At 68.7% G+C, this 13,488-nt stretch carries 10 protein-coding genes; 8 read left to right on the top strand and 2 right to left on the bottom strand.

The features are described from left to right. Positions 1-33 precede the first annotated feature (33 nt). The 8 genes from EDF34_RS17435 to EDF34_RS13845 all read left to right on the top strand — a co-directional run bounded on the left by EDF34_RS17435 (position 34) and on the right by EDF34_RS13845 (position 8,960). Complete coding sequence (locus EDF34_RS17435) at positions 34-657, top strand: hypothetical protein (protein WP_148076640.1); 624 nt, start codon at positions 34-36, stop codon at positions 655-657. Beyond that, entirely contained in the window at positions 654-1,160 is a 507-nt protein-coding gene (locus tag EDF34_RS13875; RefSeq protein ID WP_233575395.1) for an RNA polymerase sigma factor, read from the top strand. The genes EDF34_RS17435 and EDF34_RS13875 overlap by 4 nt, the downstream gene beginning before the upstream one ends. Next, positions 1,157-1,675, top strand: a complete 519-nt coding sequence (locus EDF34_RS13870) for a hypothetical protein (protein ID WP_148076639.1) — start codon at positions 1,157-1,159, stop codon at positions 1,673-1,675. Before EDF34_RS13875 ends, EDF34_RS13870 begins: the two co-directional genes overlap by 4 nt. A 95-nt stretch (positions 1,676-1,770) precedes the next feature. Further along, complete coding sequence (locus tag EDF34_RS13865; protein ID WP_123372086.1) at positions 1,771-2,307, top strand: RNA polymerase sigma factor; 537 nt, start codon at positions 1,771-1,773, stop codon at positions 2,305-2,307. Next, positions 2,304-3,488: a hypothetical protein gene (locus EDF34_RS13860; protein WP_148076638.1), complete on the top strand. Its 1,185-nt coding sequence runs from the start codon at positions 2,304-2,306 to the stop codon at positions 3,486-3,488. Before EDF34_RS13865 ends, EDF34_RS13860 begins: the two co-directional genes overlap by 4 nt. Before the next feature lie 407 nt (positions 3,489-3,895). Further along, on the top strand, positions 3,896-4,642 hold the full coding sequence (locus EDF34_RS13855) for a hypothetical protein (RefSeq protein WP_123372084.1): 747 nt from the start codon (positions 3,896-3,898) through the stop codon (positions 4,640-4,642). 2 nt (positions 4,643-4,644) lie between these two features. Next, positions 4,645-6,744 (top strand): hypothetical protein, encoded by a 2,100-nt coding sequence (locus tag EDF34_RS13850; protein ID WP_123372083.1) that lies wholly within the window; start codon positions 4,645-4,647, stop codon positions 6,742-6,744. A 275-nt stretch (positions 6,745-7,019) separates the two neighbouring features. Next, positions 7,020-8,960, top strand: a complete 1,941-nt coding sequence (locus EDF34_RS13845) for a hypothetical protein (protein WP_123372082.1) — start codon at positions 7,020-7,022, stop codon at positions 8,958-8,960. 101 nt (positions 8,961-9,061) lie between these two features. On the opposite strand, the gene EDF34_RS13840 is transcribed toward EDF34_RS13845, so the two are convergent. Both EDF34_RS13840 and EDF34_RS13835 read right to left on the bottom strand, forming a co-directional pair. Next, positions 9,062-11,737: a DEAD/DEAH box helicase gene (locus EDF34_RS13840; protein WP_158615093.1), complete on the bottom strand. Its 2,676-nt coding sequence runs from the start codon at positions 11,735-11,737 to the stop codon at positions 9,062-9,064. Between the two features lie 129 nt (positions 11,738-11,866). Beyond that, entirely contained in the window at positions 11,867-13,165 is a 1,299-nt protein-coding gene (locus EDF34_RS13835) for a helix-turn-helix domain-containing protein (RefSeq protein ID WP_123372080.1), read from the bottom strand. Positions 13,166-13,488 lie beyond the last annotated feature (323 nt).

Genomic DNA, 13,488 nt, shown 5'->3' with positions numbered 1-13,488 from the left:
TGGGTGACACACGCCCACTACCGAGGAGACCTGATGGCAATCGACGCTGACAGCCCCGACCCCGTCAATGTTGAAACCGAGCTTGACTCGATGCTCATCGCCGTCGGTCCGCGCACCAGCTCTCCGAGCCCAGCGCGTGCAGCTGCGCTCGCGGAGCTGATTCGCACCACCCGGCACGAATCGCAGCGACCGGCGCACGGCCGTCGGCGAGCAAGCGCGGTCGCGCTGGCCGGTGCACTGGTCGTCCTCGGTGGTGCAGCGGCCGCGGCAGCAACCGACGTGTGGCACGCACCCTGGATGGCACGGCCGGCCGTTGAGGTGCAGTACACGGTCGCATCTACGGGCGAGCGCTGTGCACTCACATTCGGCGATCTTGAGGGAGAGCCCGACGCGGTCGCGGCCGCGAAGACATACCTCGGCGGCATCGACGTGTTGTCGAACGCTGATGTGGATGGCGCCCTGGCTGCGATCCGGGGAGACGGTGCCTTCTCGGACTCGGTGAGTTCGGCAGGCCGGTTGGGATCTGAGGAGTACTCGGTTGCTGTGTCCTACGCCATCGCGGAACTCTTGGACGCGGAAATGCTGCATGAGGGTTTTGGCGCGCACGCGGTCTCCGCGGGCAGCTACACCAGTTCCTGCGCCGGTGACCGCTCGTGACGGTCGAAGGCAGGCGGGTAGAGGAAGCGCTGCGAGCGAATGCTGACCACCTGCTCGGTTTCGTCGAGAGGCGCGTGGGCATCGACGGCGCACCCGACGTGCTAGCCGAGATCATGACGGTGGCCTGGCGCCGCGCCGCGGACGTGCCTCTCGACAGAACCGAAGCGCGCATGTGGCTGTTCGGCGTCGCGCGGATGACAATCGCCAACGCGTCGCGGGGTGAGATCCGCCGGCGGCGCCTCGCGGACAGGCTCCGCAGTGTCACAGCTATGTCTGCAGCGACCGCGCCGTCAGCGGACGCCGGACTTGAGGTTCGCGACGCGCTCGACCGTCTCCCCTCCGACCTCGCGCAGATCGTGCGACTCGTTCACTGGGACGGCTTCACCCTCGCGGAAGTCGCGCAGTTCCTGGAAGAGCCTGCCTCCACCGTTCGCAGCCGGTACCGACGGGCCTGTGACGCACTGGCCTCAGCGCTGCTCATCGGCGCGCGAAGCCAGCCATGACCACGGCGGGCAAAGGATCCACCTACGCGCCAATGCCCCTCGATCGGCGTAACGCGGTCGGTATCGGAGTCATCCAAATTCTTCGCGGCCTCGTCACCATTTCATTCGTCTGCACGCTCCTCGTTCAGGTTCTCGTTGTTCCACGCGCTGCAGATGTCCTTCGTCGCGCAGATGACGAGTCCGCGATCCTGGCCCAGCCCTACGCACTCGCAATGACGGGAGCGCTCGTGTTCGTCGAGCTGGCGATGTGCGCGTTCTGGCGCATGCTCTCGCTGAGCAGGCGCGGCCTCTCGAGTGGCACGCCGATAGCGCGCAGCGTCGACGCAGTCGCGGTCTTCCTCTGGATTGGATTGGCGATCGCTGGCGCGACTTTCGCCCATGCCTGTCTCGTAGCGCGGACTGGGGGTCCAGTGGTCTTCTTCGGTCTGGTCGCGACCGTGGTGGCAAGTCTCACCGTGTTCACAGGTCGGACCGAGCTGCGAACAACCTTCGTGGTCCACACCAAAGCGTCGTGACCGCGAACCTGGGCACGGAACGGGCGACGAGCGCCGGCCCTGAAGGAGCAGCCGGATCCCCTGTTACTTCTGAGCGGTGCCGGACATTTCCCAGTGTGGACCGAGATCAACTGACCGAAGCGGAACGCTTCGCCGCACTCTGGGAGCGCCATGCTGGGCGCGTTCAGGCGTACGCGATGCGCCACGTCGATCGCGAGACCGCGCAAGAGGTGGTCGCGGAGACGTTCCTCGTGGCTTGGCGCCGTCTTGAGGACGTCCCAGGCGAGGCACTTCCGTGGCTACTGGTCGTCGCCCGCAACACGGTGCGCAACCACAGCCGATCGCAGTACCGGGCTCGACAGTTGCACTCGGCCCTCGCCGGGCTCGCACCCGCCGGGCCCACCGATCCAGCCGCCGCGGTTCACGAACGGCAGATGCTGTTGCGCGCCCTGGCGGCGATGACCGCCAACGACCGGGAAGCGATCCTGCTCGTCGCATGGGACGGACTCACCTCCGGACAGGCGTCAGCAGTCCTCGGATGCTCGGAGGCCGCGTTCAAGATGCGCCTGTCCAGAGCGCGGCGCCGGCTGGCCGACGCAGTTGAGGAGCCATCCGTACGGACCGTCACCGAACCGGCAGGGAGCCCGACATGAACGACATCCTCGACCGCGTCGCAGCGATCGCTCCGCGTGTCCCAGTCGACCCTGAAGGTCTCGCGTCCGCGCGGAGCTGGCTCGACGACGCGGCGACCGAACGGGACGCCCCGCTGATGGGTGACCTGTGGGATCTGGACCGCCCGAATCGCCCGAGGTCGGTGCGCCGTAGTCGGCGGCTCGTTCTGGTGGGCGCGGCCGCGGTGGTCCTGGCGGCTGTTGCGGTCGTGGCTGCCCCGCTGTGGCCGACTGGTGCACCGTCTCCCGAAGCTGGCGTTTCCCCGCTCGGGGCGCTCTTCGTCATGCCAGCAGCAGCAGCAGACAATCCCGAGTGCATGAGAGAAGCGTTGGGCGGCAGCCCTGCCAGCCAGGCGATCGGCGCCGCGAAGCTGCAGTCAGTGCCTGAGCTCGCAGCGGCTTCCTACCTGATCGGGTCAGAGGGTCCCGAGCACCTGCGCGTTCGCAGCGACACGTTCTCATGCGGGCAGGCGTTCCCCAGCGCGATCTTCTACGACCCAGCCGGCTCCGGCGGGATCTCCCTGTACGCCGATGTCGCCGACCCGTTTACTCACGAGTCCACCGGCACCGTGCCGACGCGCGGGACGGACGCGCACGTCCTGACGCCACCGGCGGGGCACCACTTCATGACGTGGACCGAGCCGGACGGGGTGCGATGGTTCGTCATCGCCCGCGGCATGTCCGTCGCGCAGCTTGCCAGCTGGCTCGACACGGCGCCGCTCACGGGAGTCACCGTCGGCACCGACGCTTCCGTGCCTGGCATGACCCGGGTGCCCGACATCGCCCCCACCCCCGCCGGCCCGAGCACGGTTTGGACCTGGACCGCCGAGTACGCAGGCGTCGCGCCATCGCGGGTCGTCGACGGGTACGAGGACGTACCGGCGGGTGCAGTGACGCTCGACGTGCGGGTAGGAGCTGTGGAGAATCCCGCGGCCAGCCTCTCGTGGGCACTCCCCGGCCGAGTCATCACGACGGTCGACGGCGCCCCAGCGTGGTACGTGCCGCACTCCGAGGGCGGCTCCGTTCTCGCATGGACCAAAGACGGGGCAACGTTCCGCCTGTACGTCGGCGCGCACACCCTTCAGGCAAGCCAAGCAATCGCAGCCCAGCTCGAGCACGTCGCGCTCGGCGACCCCCGCGTGACGTCTCGACTGACCCCGTGACCGCTGGATTCGGCCCGACCCACGGGGGTGCAGAGGTCGCGCCTGGCTGTCGCCGTAACGCTCTCGACGAGTAGCTCATCTCCGAAAGACCAACGGTTGTGGCAGCGCCCGGACACGCCTCGGCCGGAACTTGCGGAGTTCGCTCAACGAGGTTCCATGCGCGTCTTCCCTGTAGGAACTCTCCCGACTTGTCCGCCAGCCGACGCTCTGACCTGCGTCTCGACAGGGGCGTGACTCGCCTTCGTGTCCGGATTCTCAGCGTGGCGCGAGGGCGAGCCGATCTGCCGGGTTTCTCCGAATCCGATGGTGGCGTGTGGAGGTCTACCTGGGTTCGAGGGTGTTGCGGCGACCAAAACCGCGCCTTGTGGTGGGCGTTGCCCGTAACCTGAGCGGTCGGCGCGGAGTCGATGAGCGACGCGACGCGTCCACGGAAGGGGAGCGCCTTGACGGTCGGGGACGTGCCGCCGAATGCGGCGACCCGGACCCAGCACGCCATCCGGCTGTTGGTGCTGCTGCGGGTGTGCGGAGACCCGGTCGGGGGCAGCGATCCGGCTGGCATGGCGCAGGTCATCCGCAGCGAGCGGCGCCTGCAGGCGCTCGACTTCTGGTTGCGGAACCCGGACTACCTCGCTGATGAGCTAGTGACGGCCGTCGAAGCGGGCGCGCTGGACGCCGGCTATCTGGCCGTGGCGGAGGGCCTGCTCACGGACCCAGAGCCGGCGTGGCACCACTACCCGATGCCCAAGTGGTTCTACGGCGCCTACGAGGAGGTCGACGACGCGTTCGCCATCCTGCAGGCGTACGGGCTGGGGTTGGTGCGGCGCCGCGGCGTCCCGCCGAAACCTTTGCGCAACCAGTTCTTCCTCACCGAGTTCGGTGCGGAGAAGGCCGACGAGCTCGCTGCCACCGACGTGTTGAGCTGGTACTCGCAGCAGGCTCAGCTCGTCCACAAGGTCGCTGGCACGGACAGCGGCACGAAGCTCAAGGAGCGGCAGTACTTGCAGGACGAGTACGCCGACGCGGTCTGGGGCACGACCATCGGATCCATCGGCGAGCAGGTCACCCAACGACTCGCGCTCCTGAGCCAGACCGCGCCCGCAGCGGGTGCGACCCCCGAGACCACCGGCGGCATCGCCGACGAGACCTTGGAGTAGCAGTGACCAGACTCGGTCAGGCCGTCGCCGAAGACCTCCGCGACCAGGGCCGTCTCGCAGAGTTCGAGGCCATACTCGCTAAGCACCAGGTCAGCACGTCGGCGTCGCAGCCGACGCCCGCCCACCTCTGGTTCACGAGGTTGGCGTTCCGCGGGACGAAGGTGCTCACCGGTGTCACCAGCGCAGGTGTCGCGGTCGACACCGACTACCGCGAAGAGGTGCCGTTCACGTTCAGTTGGGACCTCGGTACTGGCCTGTACGGCGTCGGGAGCGACGAGAACCTGCGGGGGAAGTCGAGCACCCTGCGCATCCTGATGTGGGCGCTGCGGGGGCGGTGCGACCTGAAGAACGAGGTGCGGGCCTGGGTCGACCACGTCGAGGTCGGGCTGACCATTGACGGTGTCGCCCACCGGGTTACCTTCGACGTCGACCACGACAACTCTGACCGACCCATCGGCCAGCTGACCAGAACGTCTGGTGCGGGCGAGACGGTCGTCGGAACGTTCGACAGCGACGACACGTTTGAAGACGTCATGGGTTCGGCGATGATGGCCGCTCTGCGGCTGCCCGCGATCGCCGCCACCCAGGAAGGTCGTCGTACCCAGCACGTGTGGCCCACCTACGCCGGCGCGCTCCTCATCCGTGGCGACAACCTCGACATGCTCCTCGGTGACAAGAAGTTCGCCGGGTTGCCGGCGCGGCTGTTGTCGATGTTCGCCGGTGCCGAGTGGGCTGCGGCTCGCAACGAGGCGACGTCCGCGGTGACGGTCGCGAAGGCTGAGCTCACCGACCTACAGGACGCCACGAAGAAGCACGCAACCGCGCTACACGAGGCCCACGAGCGCGCCGAGGACGCGGTCACGAAGGCGCAGAACGCACTGGAGCAGATCAGCTCGAGTGAGTACGACCTCGACGCGGTCACCGCAGCCGTTGAGGAGCTCGCCGACCTGGACGATCAGACCGCCTCCGTCAACCACCGCCTGCTCGCTGCCCGGTCCAGCTTGTCGGTGGCGACAGCCCAGTTCAACGCGGAGCAGGCCCTCCGAGTTCAGCAGGCCGAGGACGCGTATGCGTCTTTCTTCTTCCAGCAGCTCCAACCCCACGTCTGTCCGCGCTGCGCCGGCCCGGTCACCAAGGAACGTCAGGACGCTGAACGAGACCAGCACCAGTGCTCGGTGTGCACCTCGACGTTGGACATCGCCGCCCAGGGCGAGCACGTCGTGGTCGCGACCGTCGTACCGGAGGCTGACCGCCAGCACCTCGTCGACGACCTCCAAGTTCCCACAGGCCACGGAGAGGATGGCGGAGACAGCAGCGACGACGATGAGGACGAGGACGCGGAAGGGCGGACGGACGCGCTGAACGCACTGGCCTCAGCGCGCGACGACGCGGAGCGGCGCGTTGCTGCGCTGGAGACTCGCCTGGCCGTTTTCAACGAGCGCCGCGTGGTTGTGCGGCAGGTTCTGGAGGCCAACAGGGCCGCAACGGGGGCTGCTGCGGCGCGGCAGCAGGCGCAGCTCGACCTTGCCCGCGCTGAGGGCGCGGCCGCTGCCCTCGCGCCGGACAGCACACAGCTCGGCCCGGATCAAGGCCGCGCCGAGGTGCTCGCCGGCGATCTTGTGGTCCTCAACTCGGCGAAGAAGATCACCACGAACTGGGTCCAGGAAGGCCAGCGCCAGTGGCTGTCCGACCTGGGCGAGGACATCACCCGGTTGGCGCGCGAGTTCGGCATGTCGAACCTGACCCAGGTCGACCTGGGAGGCGGGGCGACGATGACGGTCTACCAGGGTGGGCAGACCAACGCCTACTCGGCCTGCGAGCGGGGCGAGAAGCTGCGGCTCAAACTGGCGACGGCCATCGCCCTCATCAAGCAGGGCCACGCCAGTGGCGTGGGACGGCACCCGGGCTTGTTGTTCGTCGACTCACCGGGCGCCGAGGAGGTTCCCATCGACGACCTCGACGTCATGCTCGAGGCGCTCCAGCGGGAAGCCACGGCGGCCGACATCCAGGTGTTCATCGGGACCCGTCACACCGAGGAACTCGTCGCCTTGCTCGGCGAGGACAGGTGCCGGCTCGGGCGCGGCACGAACTTCGTCTGGTAGGAGAACTCCTGGCAAGCGGATCCTCGCGCTGGAGCAGGCGCGCCGGAGGCGTGGGCAGCCTTGGCCATCGTGTCGTTCATGGCCCTGTTCCTGCCGCTGGCGATCCTGCTGGTGGTGGCCTGGCGTCGGACGGTAGCCGATTGCGTACCGGGACAGGCCGGTTGTCTGTGGGCGCGGGGCCCGCACGGTGACGCCCACAGAATGGTTGACTGACGATCCACGGGCCGGTGCACACCACGGGCCTCACGTGAACACGAGGGGCACGAGGAGCGCACATGGCGACCCATGACGAGCACCCCAGCCCAAGCCTCGACCTCGCGTCGCTCGCCGAGTTCCTGTCGGCGACCGCGAACACCCCCGAGGTCATCAACGCGGCCGCCCAGCTCGCGACCGCTGCCACGCCCACCCACACTGCCGACTATGACACGGCGGCCCGTGCGCTGGCCGACGCCATCGCGGCCACGACGAGCCCCGCGCTGTTCGCCGACGCCGCCCAGCAGTTCCTTTCCTCGAGCGGCCTCCTCGAGGCGGCCGGCGAACGTCTCGGCGTCAAGGTGCTCGCCCAGGCGACACCACCAGGCGCCGGCGCGACCGGGCCAGAGGTGCTACGGGCGGCCGACGCTCTGGAGGTGTCCACGCAGCTCCGGCTAGGCGGCTGGGCTCCCCGATGGGACCTGTTCGCGCTTCTCGCCGCCTACGACGGCACGGGATCCGCCACGTATGCACGCGCGGCCATGCGCGTGGTCCAGGCGTGCTTCGAGCAGTGGCCAGAGGCCGGCGACCTCCTGCCCGTGGCGTACCGCATCGCCGAGCTGAGCGACGACGACGCTGAGTCGGTCTCATCGTCGGACTCCGGCGTCATGTTCGCCCGGGTCGCGCTCCTCCAAGCGCTCCGCGCAGTCGACCACGAGACCGCGCTGCGCCACATCGACGACGCGCTGGTAGCCCTCGCAGCCGCCGTTGCCCACGACAACCGGCCCGACGCACACGTGACCGCGAACATCGCGCGACTCATCCAAGGGCTCATCCAGACCCAAACCGTCGACTCGGTCATCGCCTCCGGCCTGGCCGATGGAGTCCGGGAGCTGCGGCACCTACGCTATGCCCGCGGCCACTGGACCGGCGACGTCTCCGGCACCACCTGGGCCACCTGGACCCTGCTTGCCGACCGCCTCACCGGCGCACAGCAACGGTTCGCTGAGCCATCCTGGCTACACGCAGTGCCCATCATCGACGATCTCGTCGACCTATACCGAACCAGTGGCTCGTACGCAGGTCTGCGACGCAACGACGACGGCCGCGCCGTTGAGGTCCTCGTTGCCCCGGTCATCGAGAACGGGTTCGCTGGCGAGGTGGGCTTGTTCAACGTTCTGCGGCAACGCGTTGCGGAGATGGAAGCCGCCGCCGCGGACGGCACTGCGACCGCGGACGAGCTCGCCGACCTTCCGGTCGCCATCGACATCCGCGACGCGGCCGCACGTCGCCTGGCCGCGGGGAAGCCGGTTCGCGACCCAAAAGCGGCAGCCGGCGCCGAGCCGCCGGCTGACCGCGACAACCCCGACGACACAGGCGAGGCGGGCGCCGAGGGCCGACTCTGGGCGGCAACCCGCCGCCGGTACCGCACGAAGCTCGCCAGCGCGTCCCTGCTGGTCAATCGGGCCCTCGAGCGCATCTGGAGCGACCTGCAGGCTTCCGCTGACTACCGGGACCTCGACGACCTCGCCGACGCCGTGGACCTCATCACCGCACTTCTGATGACATTCCTGTACGACCGGTCCTCCATCGGCCCCAGCGAAGCGCGATACCTGTTCGACGCGTCCGCCAGCGAAGAGGACCTCGCCCGCGACCTGCGCACCTTCGTCCGCGGTAGCGGCTACCTCCACGGCGTCGACACCGAAGTCCGCCACGTCGCCGGCGGCCGCGTCGACATGCGGTTCTCGTTCCCCGGCTTCAACCTGTACGTCGAGCTCAAGCAGGACTCGAGCGAGGAACCGGTGCCCGACAAGACGTCATACGTGAACCAAGCCGCTACCTACCAAGCAGCAGAACCCCGTGTCGGGTTTCTGCTCGTCCTGAAGAAGACCCCGAAGAAGACACCTTCGGTATCGGTGAACAACTGGGCCCAGATCGTCGAGACGACCGACGCCGACGGTGCACCACGGCACGTGGTCGCGATGACACTCGCCGGAGCGCGCACGATCCCTTCCGACATGTAGGCCGCACCCGTCTCGTCGTAGCCCGAACGACCTTCCGGTCAAGGGCGAAGCAAAGCCCTGAAGCAGGCCGCGCGTCAGGTTCAAGGTTCTCGGCTCATGCGTCACTCCACACGGATTGGGTCCGACGTGAGCCGCTCTCGTACCTGGGTAGGCAGGACCCGGTGACTCCACAGCACGCGGGCGACCTCCTCACGCAGCACCTCGCGGGTCACGCCCTGTGTGAGACCACGAAGGTCCTTCCACGCCCGGACAGTGTCGTGGCCGACGTCGAGCAGGAGCCGCGGAACGGCGGTGTACACGTGCAGATTGGCGATCGGGACGGCGTCGGGGTCGATGACCGTGCGCGGTGTAACCACCACGGACGCGCTGGCGACCGGGGCGGCGTCGACGCCGCGGTCTGAGGCGAGCGACGCCAGCTGGGTGTTCGTCTGGCGCACGTAGTCCATCGACAGCATCCCGCCGTCCTCCTGCTCGCTCTTCGCCTCGACGGTGAACCAGAGGGTCGGCCACACCCACGCGGCGTCGGCCCGGCCCTTGCGGTCGGGCTTGTACGACTCGGCGCCCAGGAACGTGCCGAGAGCGACCAGGCCCGGCTCGAACCTCTTGTGGTCCTGCTCGTTGAGGTCGGCCAGCATCTGCGACGACTGTTTCATGAACTTCGTAGACGAGGCGTACCGACCGCCGATCAGGTCCAGGATGGCCTCGACGGCGTCGTCGTCGGCCTGATCGTTGCCGAAGGTGGCACCCGATGCGGCCTCGACCTCCTTCAGCCATGTTGTGCCGGTGGCGGCGCCTTGCGCCTGTCGCAGCAGCTCGGCGCTGCGAAGTGCGAGAGGCGAGCCGTCGTGGGGGGACGCCAGCGAGAACCACGCGCTGGCGAGGTAGGCCCACAAGCCGCGGTACGGCCGGGTCGACGGAGCGGTGAGGTTCTGGAGCACCTCGATGGCCGCGATGGCGGCGGACTCCCATTCGAGCTTCCAGGCGTGCATCCACGCCTTGACCTCGAGCCGTGCGCTGGCGGCGAGCTCGGCGGCGTTCGGCTGCGGCGCCCGTGTCGCCTCGCGTCGTAGCCGGGCGAGCTCGGGCTCGGCGTCCTCCTGCCAGATCTCGTCCTGATGCAGCGCGCTGCGTGCCAGCTCCACGATCTCGTCGGCGGAGGCTTCGCTCTGCTCGAAGCCGAAGGTGAGCTCAGCCTGCAGCTCGGCAGGCAAGGAACGGCGCACCTCTGCGCGGGAAAGGAACCGCAACAGGTCCTCGCCGATGATGACCACGACCGACCAATCCTTCGGGCCGCGCGTGCACCTACCGGCGCCCTGCAGGACCCGAGTGCGGATGCGCTCCTGCAGGATGTCCGGCGCCCGCAGCTTGGTGTCGAAGAACCGGTCCTGCAGGTGCGACGCCGCCGGCAGCCCTGACATGAGCATGAGGTGGCACGCGTCGGCGGCCAGGTCCATGCCGTCGTAGCGGCTGGGTGCCAGGAGCGCGCCACGGTTCGCGTCGATGAACGGCTGGATGCCCGTGTCCGCGTCCTTCGCCGTGAAGCGCTCGTCGGCCGGCACACAGAGGACGTCGGCGATCGCCGTGGCCGAGTCGTTGTCAGGCGTCAGCAGCAGTCGCTTGTCGGCCAGAGCCATGAGGTCTCCCACGACACCCGCGTCCGTCGCGGGCGCGACAAGGGCTGCCATGGCGTGCTCGACCACCGTGGTGTCGGCGTCCTCGGACACCGCCGCGTCCGCGAGGAGGGGCGCGGTGCCCGCCGCGGCGAGCTCCGGGAAGATGAAGAAGCGTCGACCGCTCCCGGTGCGCTCCCAGGCGGGCGGAACGTGGACCGTGCGGATGCCCGACCTGCCGAATGCTCGTTCCAGCTCGCCGGCGTCGCCGAGCGTTGCCGACAGGTACACCCGCTGCACGGGCTCGGTGAACGGCTGGTGCTGGAACGTCGGCGGGATCATCGGGCGGATGTAGAACTCCTGACGCGAGACGTAGAACAAGCACGAGCCCAGGCTCGGGCGCAGCATCCGCAGTCGGTAGGACGCGTCACCGGTCAGTCCGGCCAGTGCGTGGTCGATGTCGGCCGCACGGTGGGCGACCGCCGCCACGGGGATCAGGCGGACCTCCGAGCCGTCGGCCGCCGGGCCGGGCGGCGCTACCATGCGCTCGACGAACGCCGGCTCCACCGCATCTCCGAGAGCGTCGAACAGAAGTGCGTACTCGTTTAGCGCTGTGGGGACGCTCAGCGCCCACGCCGCGGCCACGTAGCCTTCAGCCGCGTGCGCGTCGTCGAACACGAGGGTCTGCGCGTCGCTCAGGTGGGAGTTGACGTTGAAGATCGCGCTGTAGGTCGTGATCGCGATGGCGTCGCCGCGGGTGTAGCGAGCTAGATCCGCGGTATCCCACGTCGTGTGCGAGTTGATCAGCAGCACCGCGCCAATGCCTTGGTCGTGCGCTTTCTGCGCTACCTGACGGGCGAGTTGCTTGGTCGGGCACGCGTACACCACACGCTGACCCAATGCGCGGCGGCGCCACTCCGAGACCAGTAGGCCCACCAACGTCTTGCCCGAGCCCGTCGGCAGTTCGAGCGCCACGTCCGCTGCTTCGCGGTGATCCTTGGCGTACTCGCGAAGCTGGTCAGCCTGGTGAGACCACAAAGCTCCGACCCCTTTGGGTGTTCGCGGGAGTTCGCCAAACAGCGCTTCGGGGTCGACAGGCCCGACCGACGTCTGTACGCGGGTGCGGAATCTCGGCCGGGGGCGTGCCGTGTCGTCGCTGCTGGTCACAGTTGACAGTCTTGCCCAGGTGAACCACAAGACAGATGCGCCGCGCGGATCTTAGACGCGCAGCGCCGCTGGTCACGCCTACGAGCGAGTGCGCCCGGCCCGCCGCCGCAGCGGTCGCCGAGCGCGGCGTCAGCCGGGATGCAGGACACGTTCCTGCCAGTCGCGCAACGTCTGGTCGGGCAAGTTCAGACCGAACAGTCGCAGGATCGCCTGGGCGAGTCGCACGCCCGCGGCCCGGGAGTCGGCGACGAGCTCTGTCGCGTCGAAACGCTCGACGTGCTCCAGCGTCGCGCTGGCCGTGCGGTAGTCGGAGTGCAACTCGCGCTCCCAGTCACCCGAGATGAGTTGCCGGCCCGCCATGCCGCGCAGCGCAATTCGGAACGTCATCGGCACGCCGCCGAGTTCGAAAGAGAGCCGAGCGCCGAACTCGGCAAGCTCGACCAGGTAGAGCAGCACGTCCCACACGGCGACGGCACCGGTCGCGCCGGGGATGTCCGGCGTGAGCTGTGCACTGTCGCGAAGGTCCGTGGCGAGCGCCCGCCGGTGGAGGAACTGTGCGCTGGTGCACAGCCGCCACGCCTCGGCGTGCGGCACTCGGTTAGGTCTGATGTCTTGACCGATCCACCCAGCAGTGCGGATCAACGAGTCGCGCGTTGACGTGAACGGCACGGGCCAGCCCCTTAGCCGAACGGTGGACTCGGTGACGAGCTCCTCGAGGTCGTGCAGAGCGACCCGGCCGGCCTCGAACGGCTCGGGACGCACAGCGACGTCGAAGTGCCCGAGCGTGACGACCCCCTGCAGCACCTCGCTGGGTTCCGCCCACGCGGCTGCGGCCTCACCGGTGTACTCCTGCTCCCCGCTGGGAGGAGCGCTGCTCGTCCCGAGAAGCCCCACCGCCCCGAGACGGCCGATGAAGGCGCGCACGCGCTTGTCGGTCGCCAGTTCGAGCAGTTCGCGCATCTCCTCGCTCGAGGGCACGTGCTCCGACCGTGGCTTGCCTCGCGGACGCACGTAGAGGGCCCCGCGGCGCAGGATGTCCGAGTGGTCTCGTTCGCAAACGTGCGGGACATCCTCGAACTCGGTGACGTCGAGGACCACCACGTGCGCACCCGTGGACAACTCGAGCGGCTGCAACGCGAACGTTGCGGCCGGGCGGGTGAACCGCGCGATCGCGTCGCTCACGTTGTCGAAGTCGGACCATTGCGCCAGCTGCTCGTCGGTAAGCCCCGGCAGCATCGAGCTAAGGGCCTTGTCGTTGATCCCGAGGCATACCAGGCCTCCGTCTCGCAGGTTGCCCATCGCCATCACCGCGCGCGCGACCCGAGCGCAGAACGCCAAGTCCGTCAGCAACCCCGGGCCCTTGACCTCGAACGAGCGCGACTCGCGGCCCAGCGCAAGCAGGTCCTCGACTTCTGCGGGTGTCGGCATACGGCGAACCTAGCGGCCGTCCATGCCGCGGCGTGCGCGTTGACGGGCACGTACCGGAAGTCGCGGAGGCGAGATCCGCCGGCGAACCAGCGAGGACGCACGGTCATGCCGCTGGGCAGCACGGCAGCGTGACGCTCACGCCTGGTGCTCGCCGCCGGTCGTCGGCCCGACCGACGATCTGGCTGTGCAACAGTGCGAGCCGCCATGCATTCGGGGCCCTACCGTTCGTGGGAACCGTGCAGGGCGACTTCGTCGACCGCTTCGACGCCTGGAGCGGGGTGAGCCATGCCGTGCACGGGGATTGTAGGCGGCAGGCAGCCCGC

It is taken from the genome of Cellulomonas sp. PhB150 (assembly GCF_003755175.1).
In the GTDB taxonomy this organism is placed as follows: Bacteria; Actinomycetota; Actinomycetes; order Actinomycetales; family Cellulomonadaceae; genus Cellulomonas.
The sequence above is the reverse complement of the archived record's forward strand: the minus strand, read 5'-3'. Positions and strand labels throughout refer to the sequence as shown.

What these genes read in the sequence shown, in the direction of transcription:
- EDF34_RS13860 (WP_148076638.1), top strand. Translation starts at nt 2,304, where the DNA reads ATGAACGACATCCTCGACCGCGTCGCAGCGATCGCTCCGCGTGTCCCA.
- EDF34_RS17435 (WP_148076640.1), top strand. Translation starts at nt 34, where the DNA reads ATGGCAATCGACGCTGACAGCCCCGACCCCGTCAATGTTGAAACCGAG.
- EDF34_RS13855 (WP_123372084.1), top strand. Translation starts at nt 3,896, where the DNA reads ATGAGCGACGCGACGCGTCCACGGAAGGGGAGCGCCTTGACGGTCGGG.
- EDF34_RS13870 (WP_148076639.1), top strand. Translation starts at nt 1,157, where the DNA reads ATGACCACGGCGGGCAAAGGATCCACCTACGCGCCAATGCCCCTCGAT.
- EDF34_RS13845 (WP_123372082.1), top strand. Translation starts at nt 7,020, where the DNA reads ATGGCGACCCATGACGAGCACCCCAGCCCAAGCCTCGACCTCGCGTCG.
- EDF34_RS13835 (WP_123372080.1), bottom strand. Translation starts at nt 13,165, where the DNA reads ATGCCGACACCCGCAGAAGTCGAGGACCTGCTTGCGCTGGGCCGCGAG.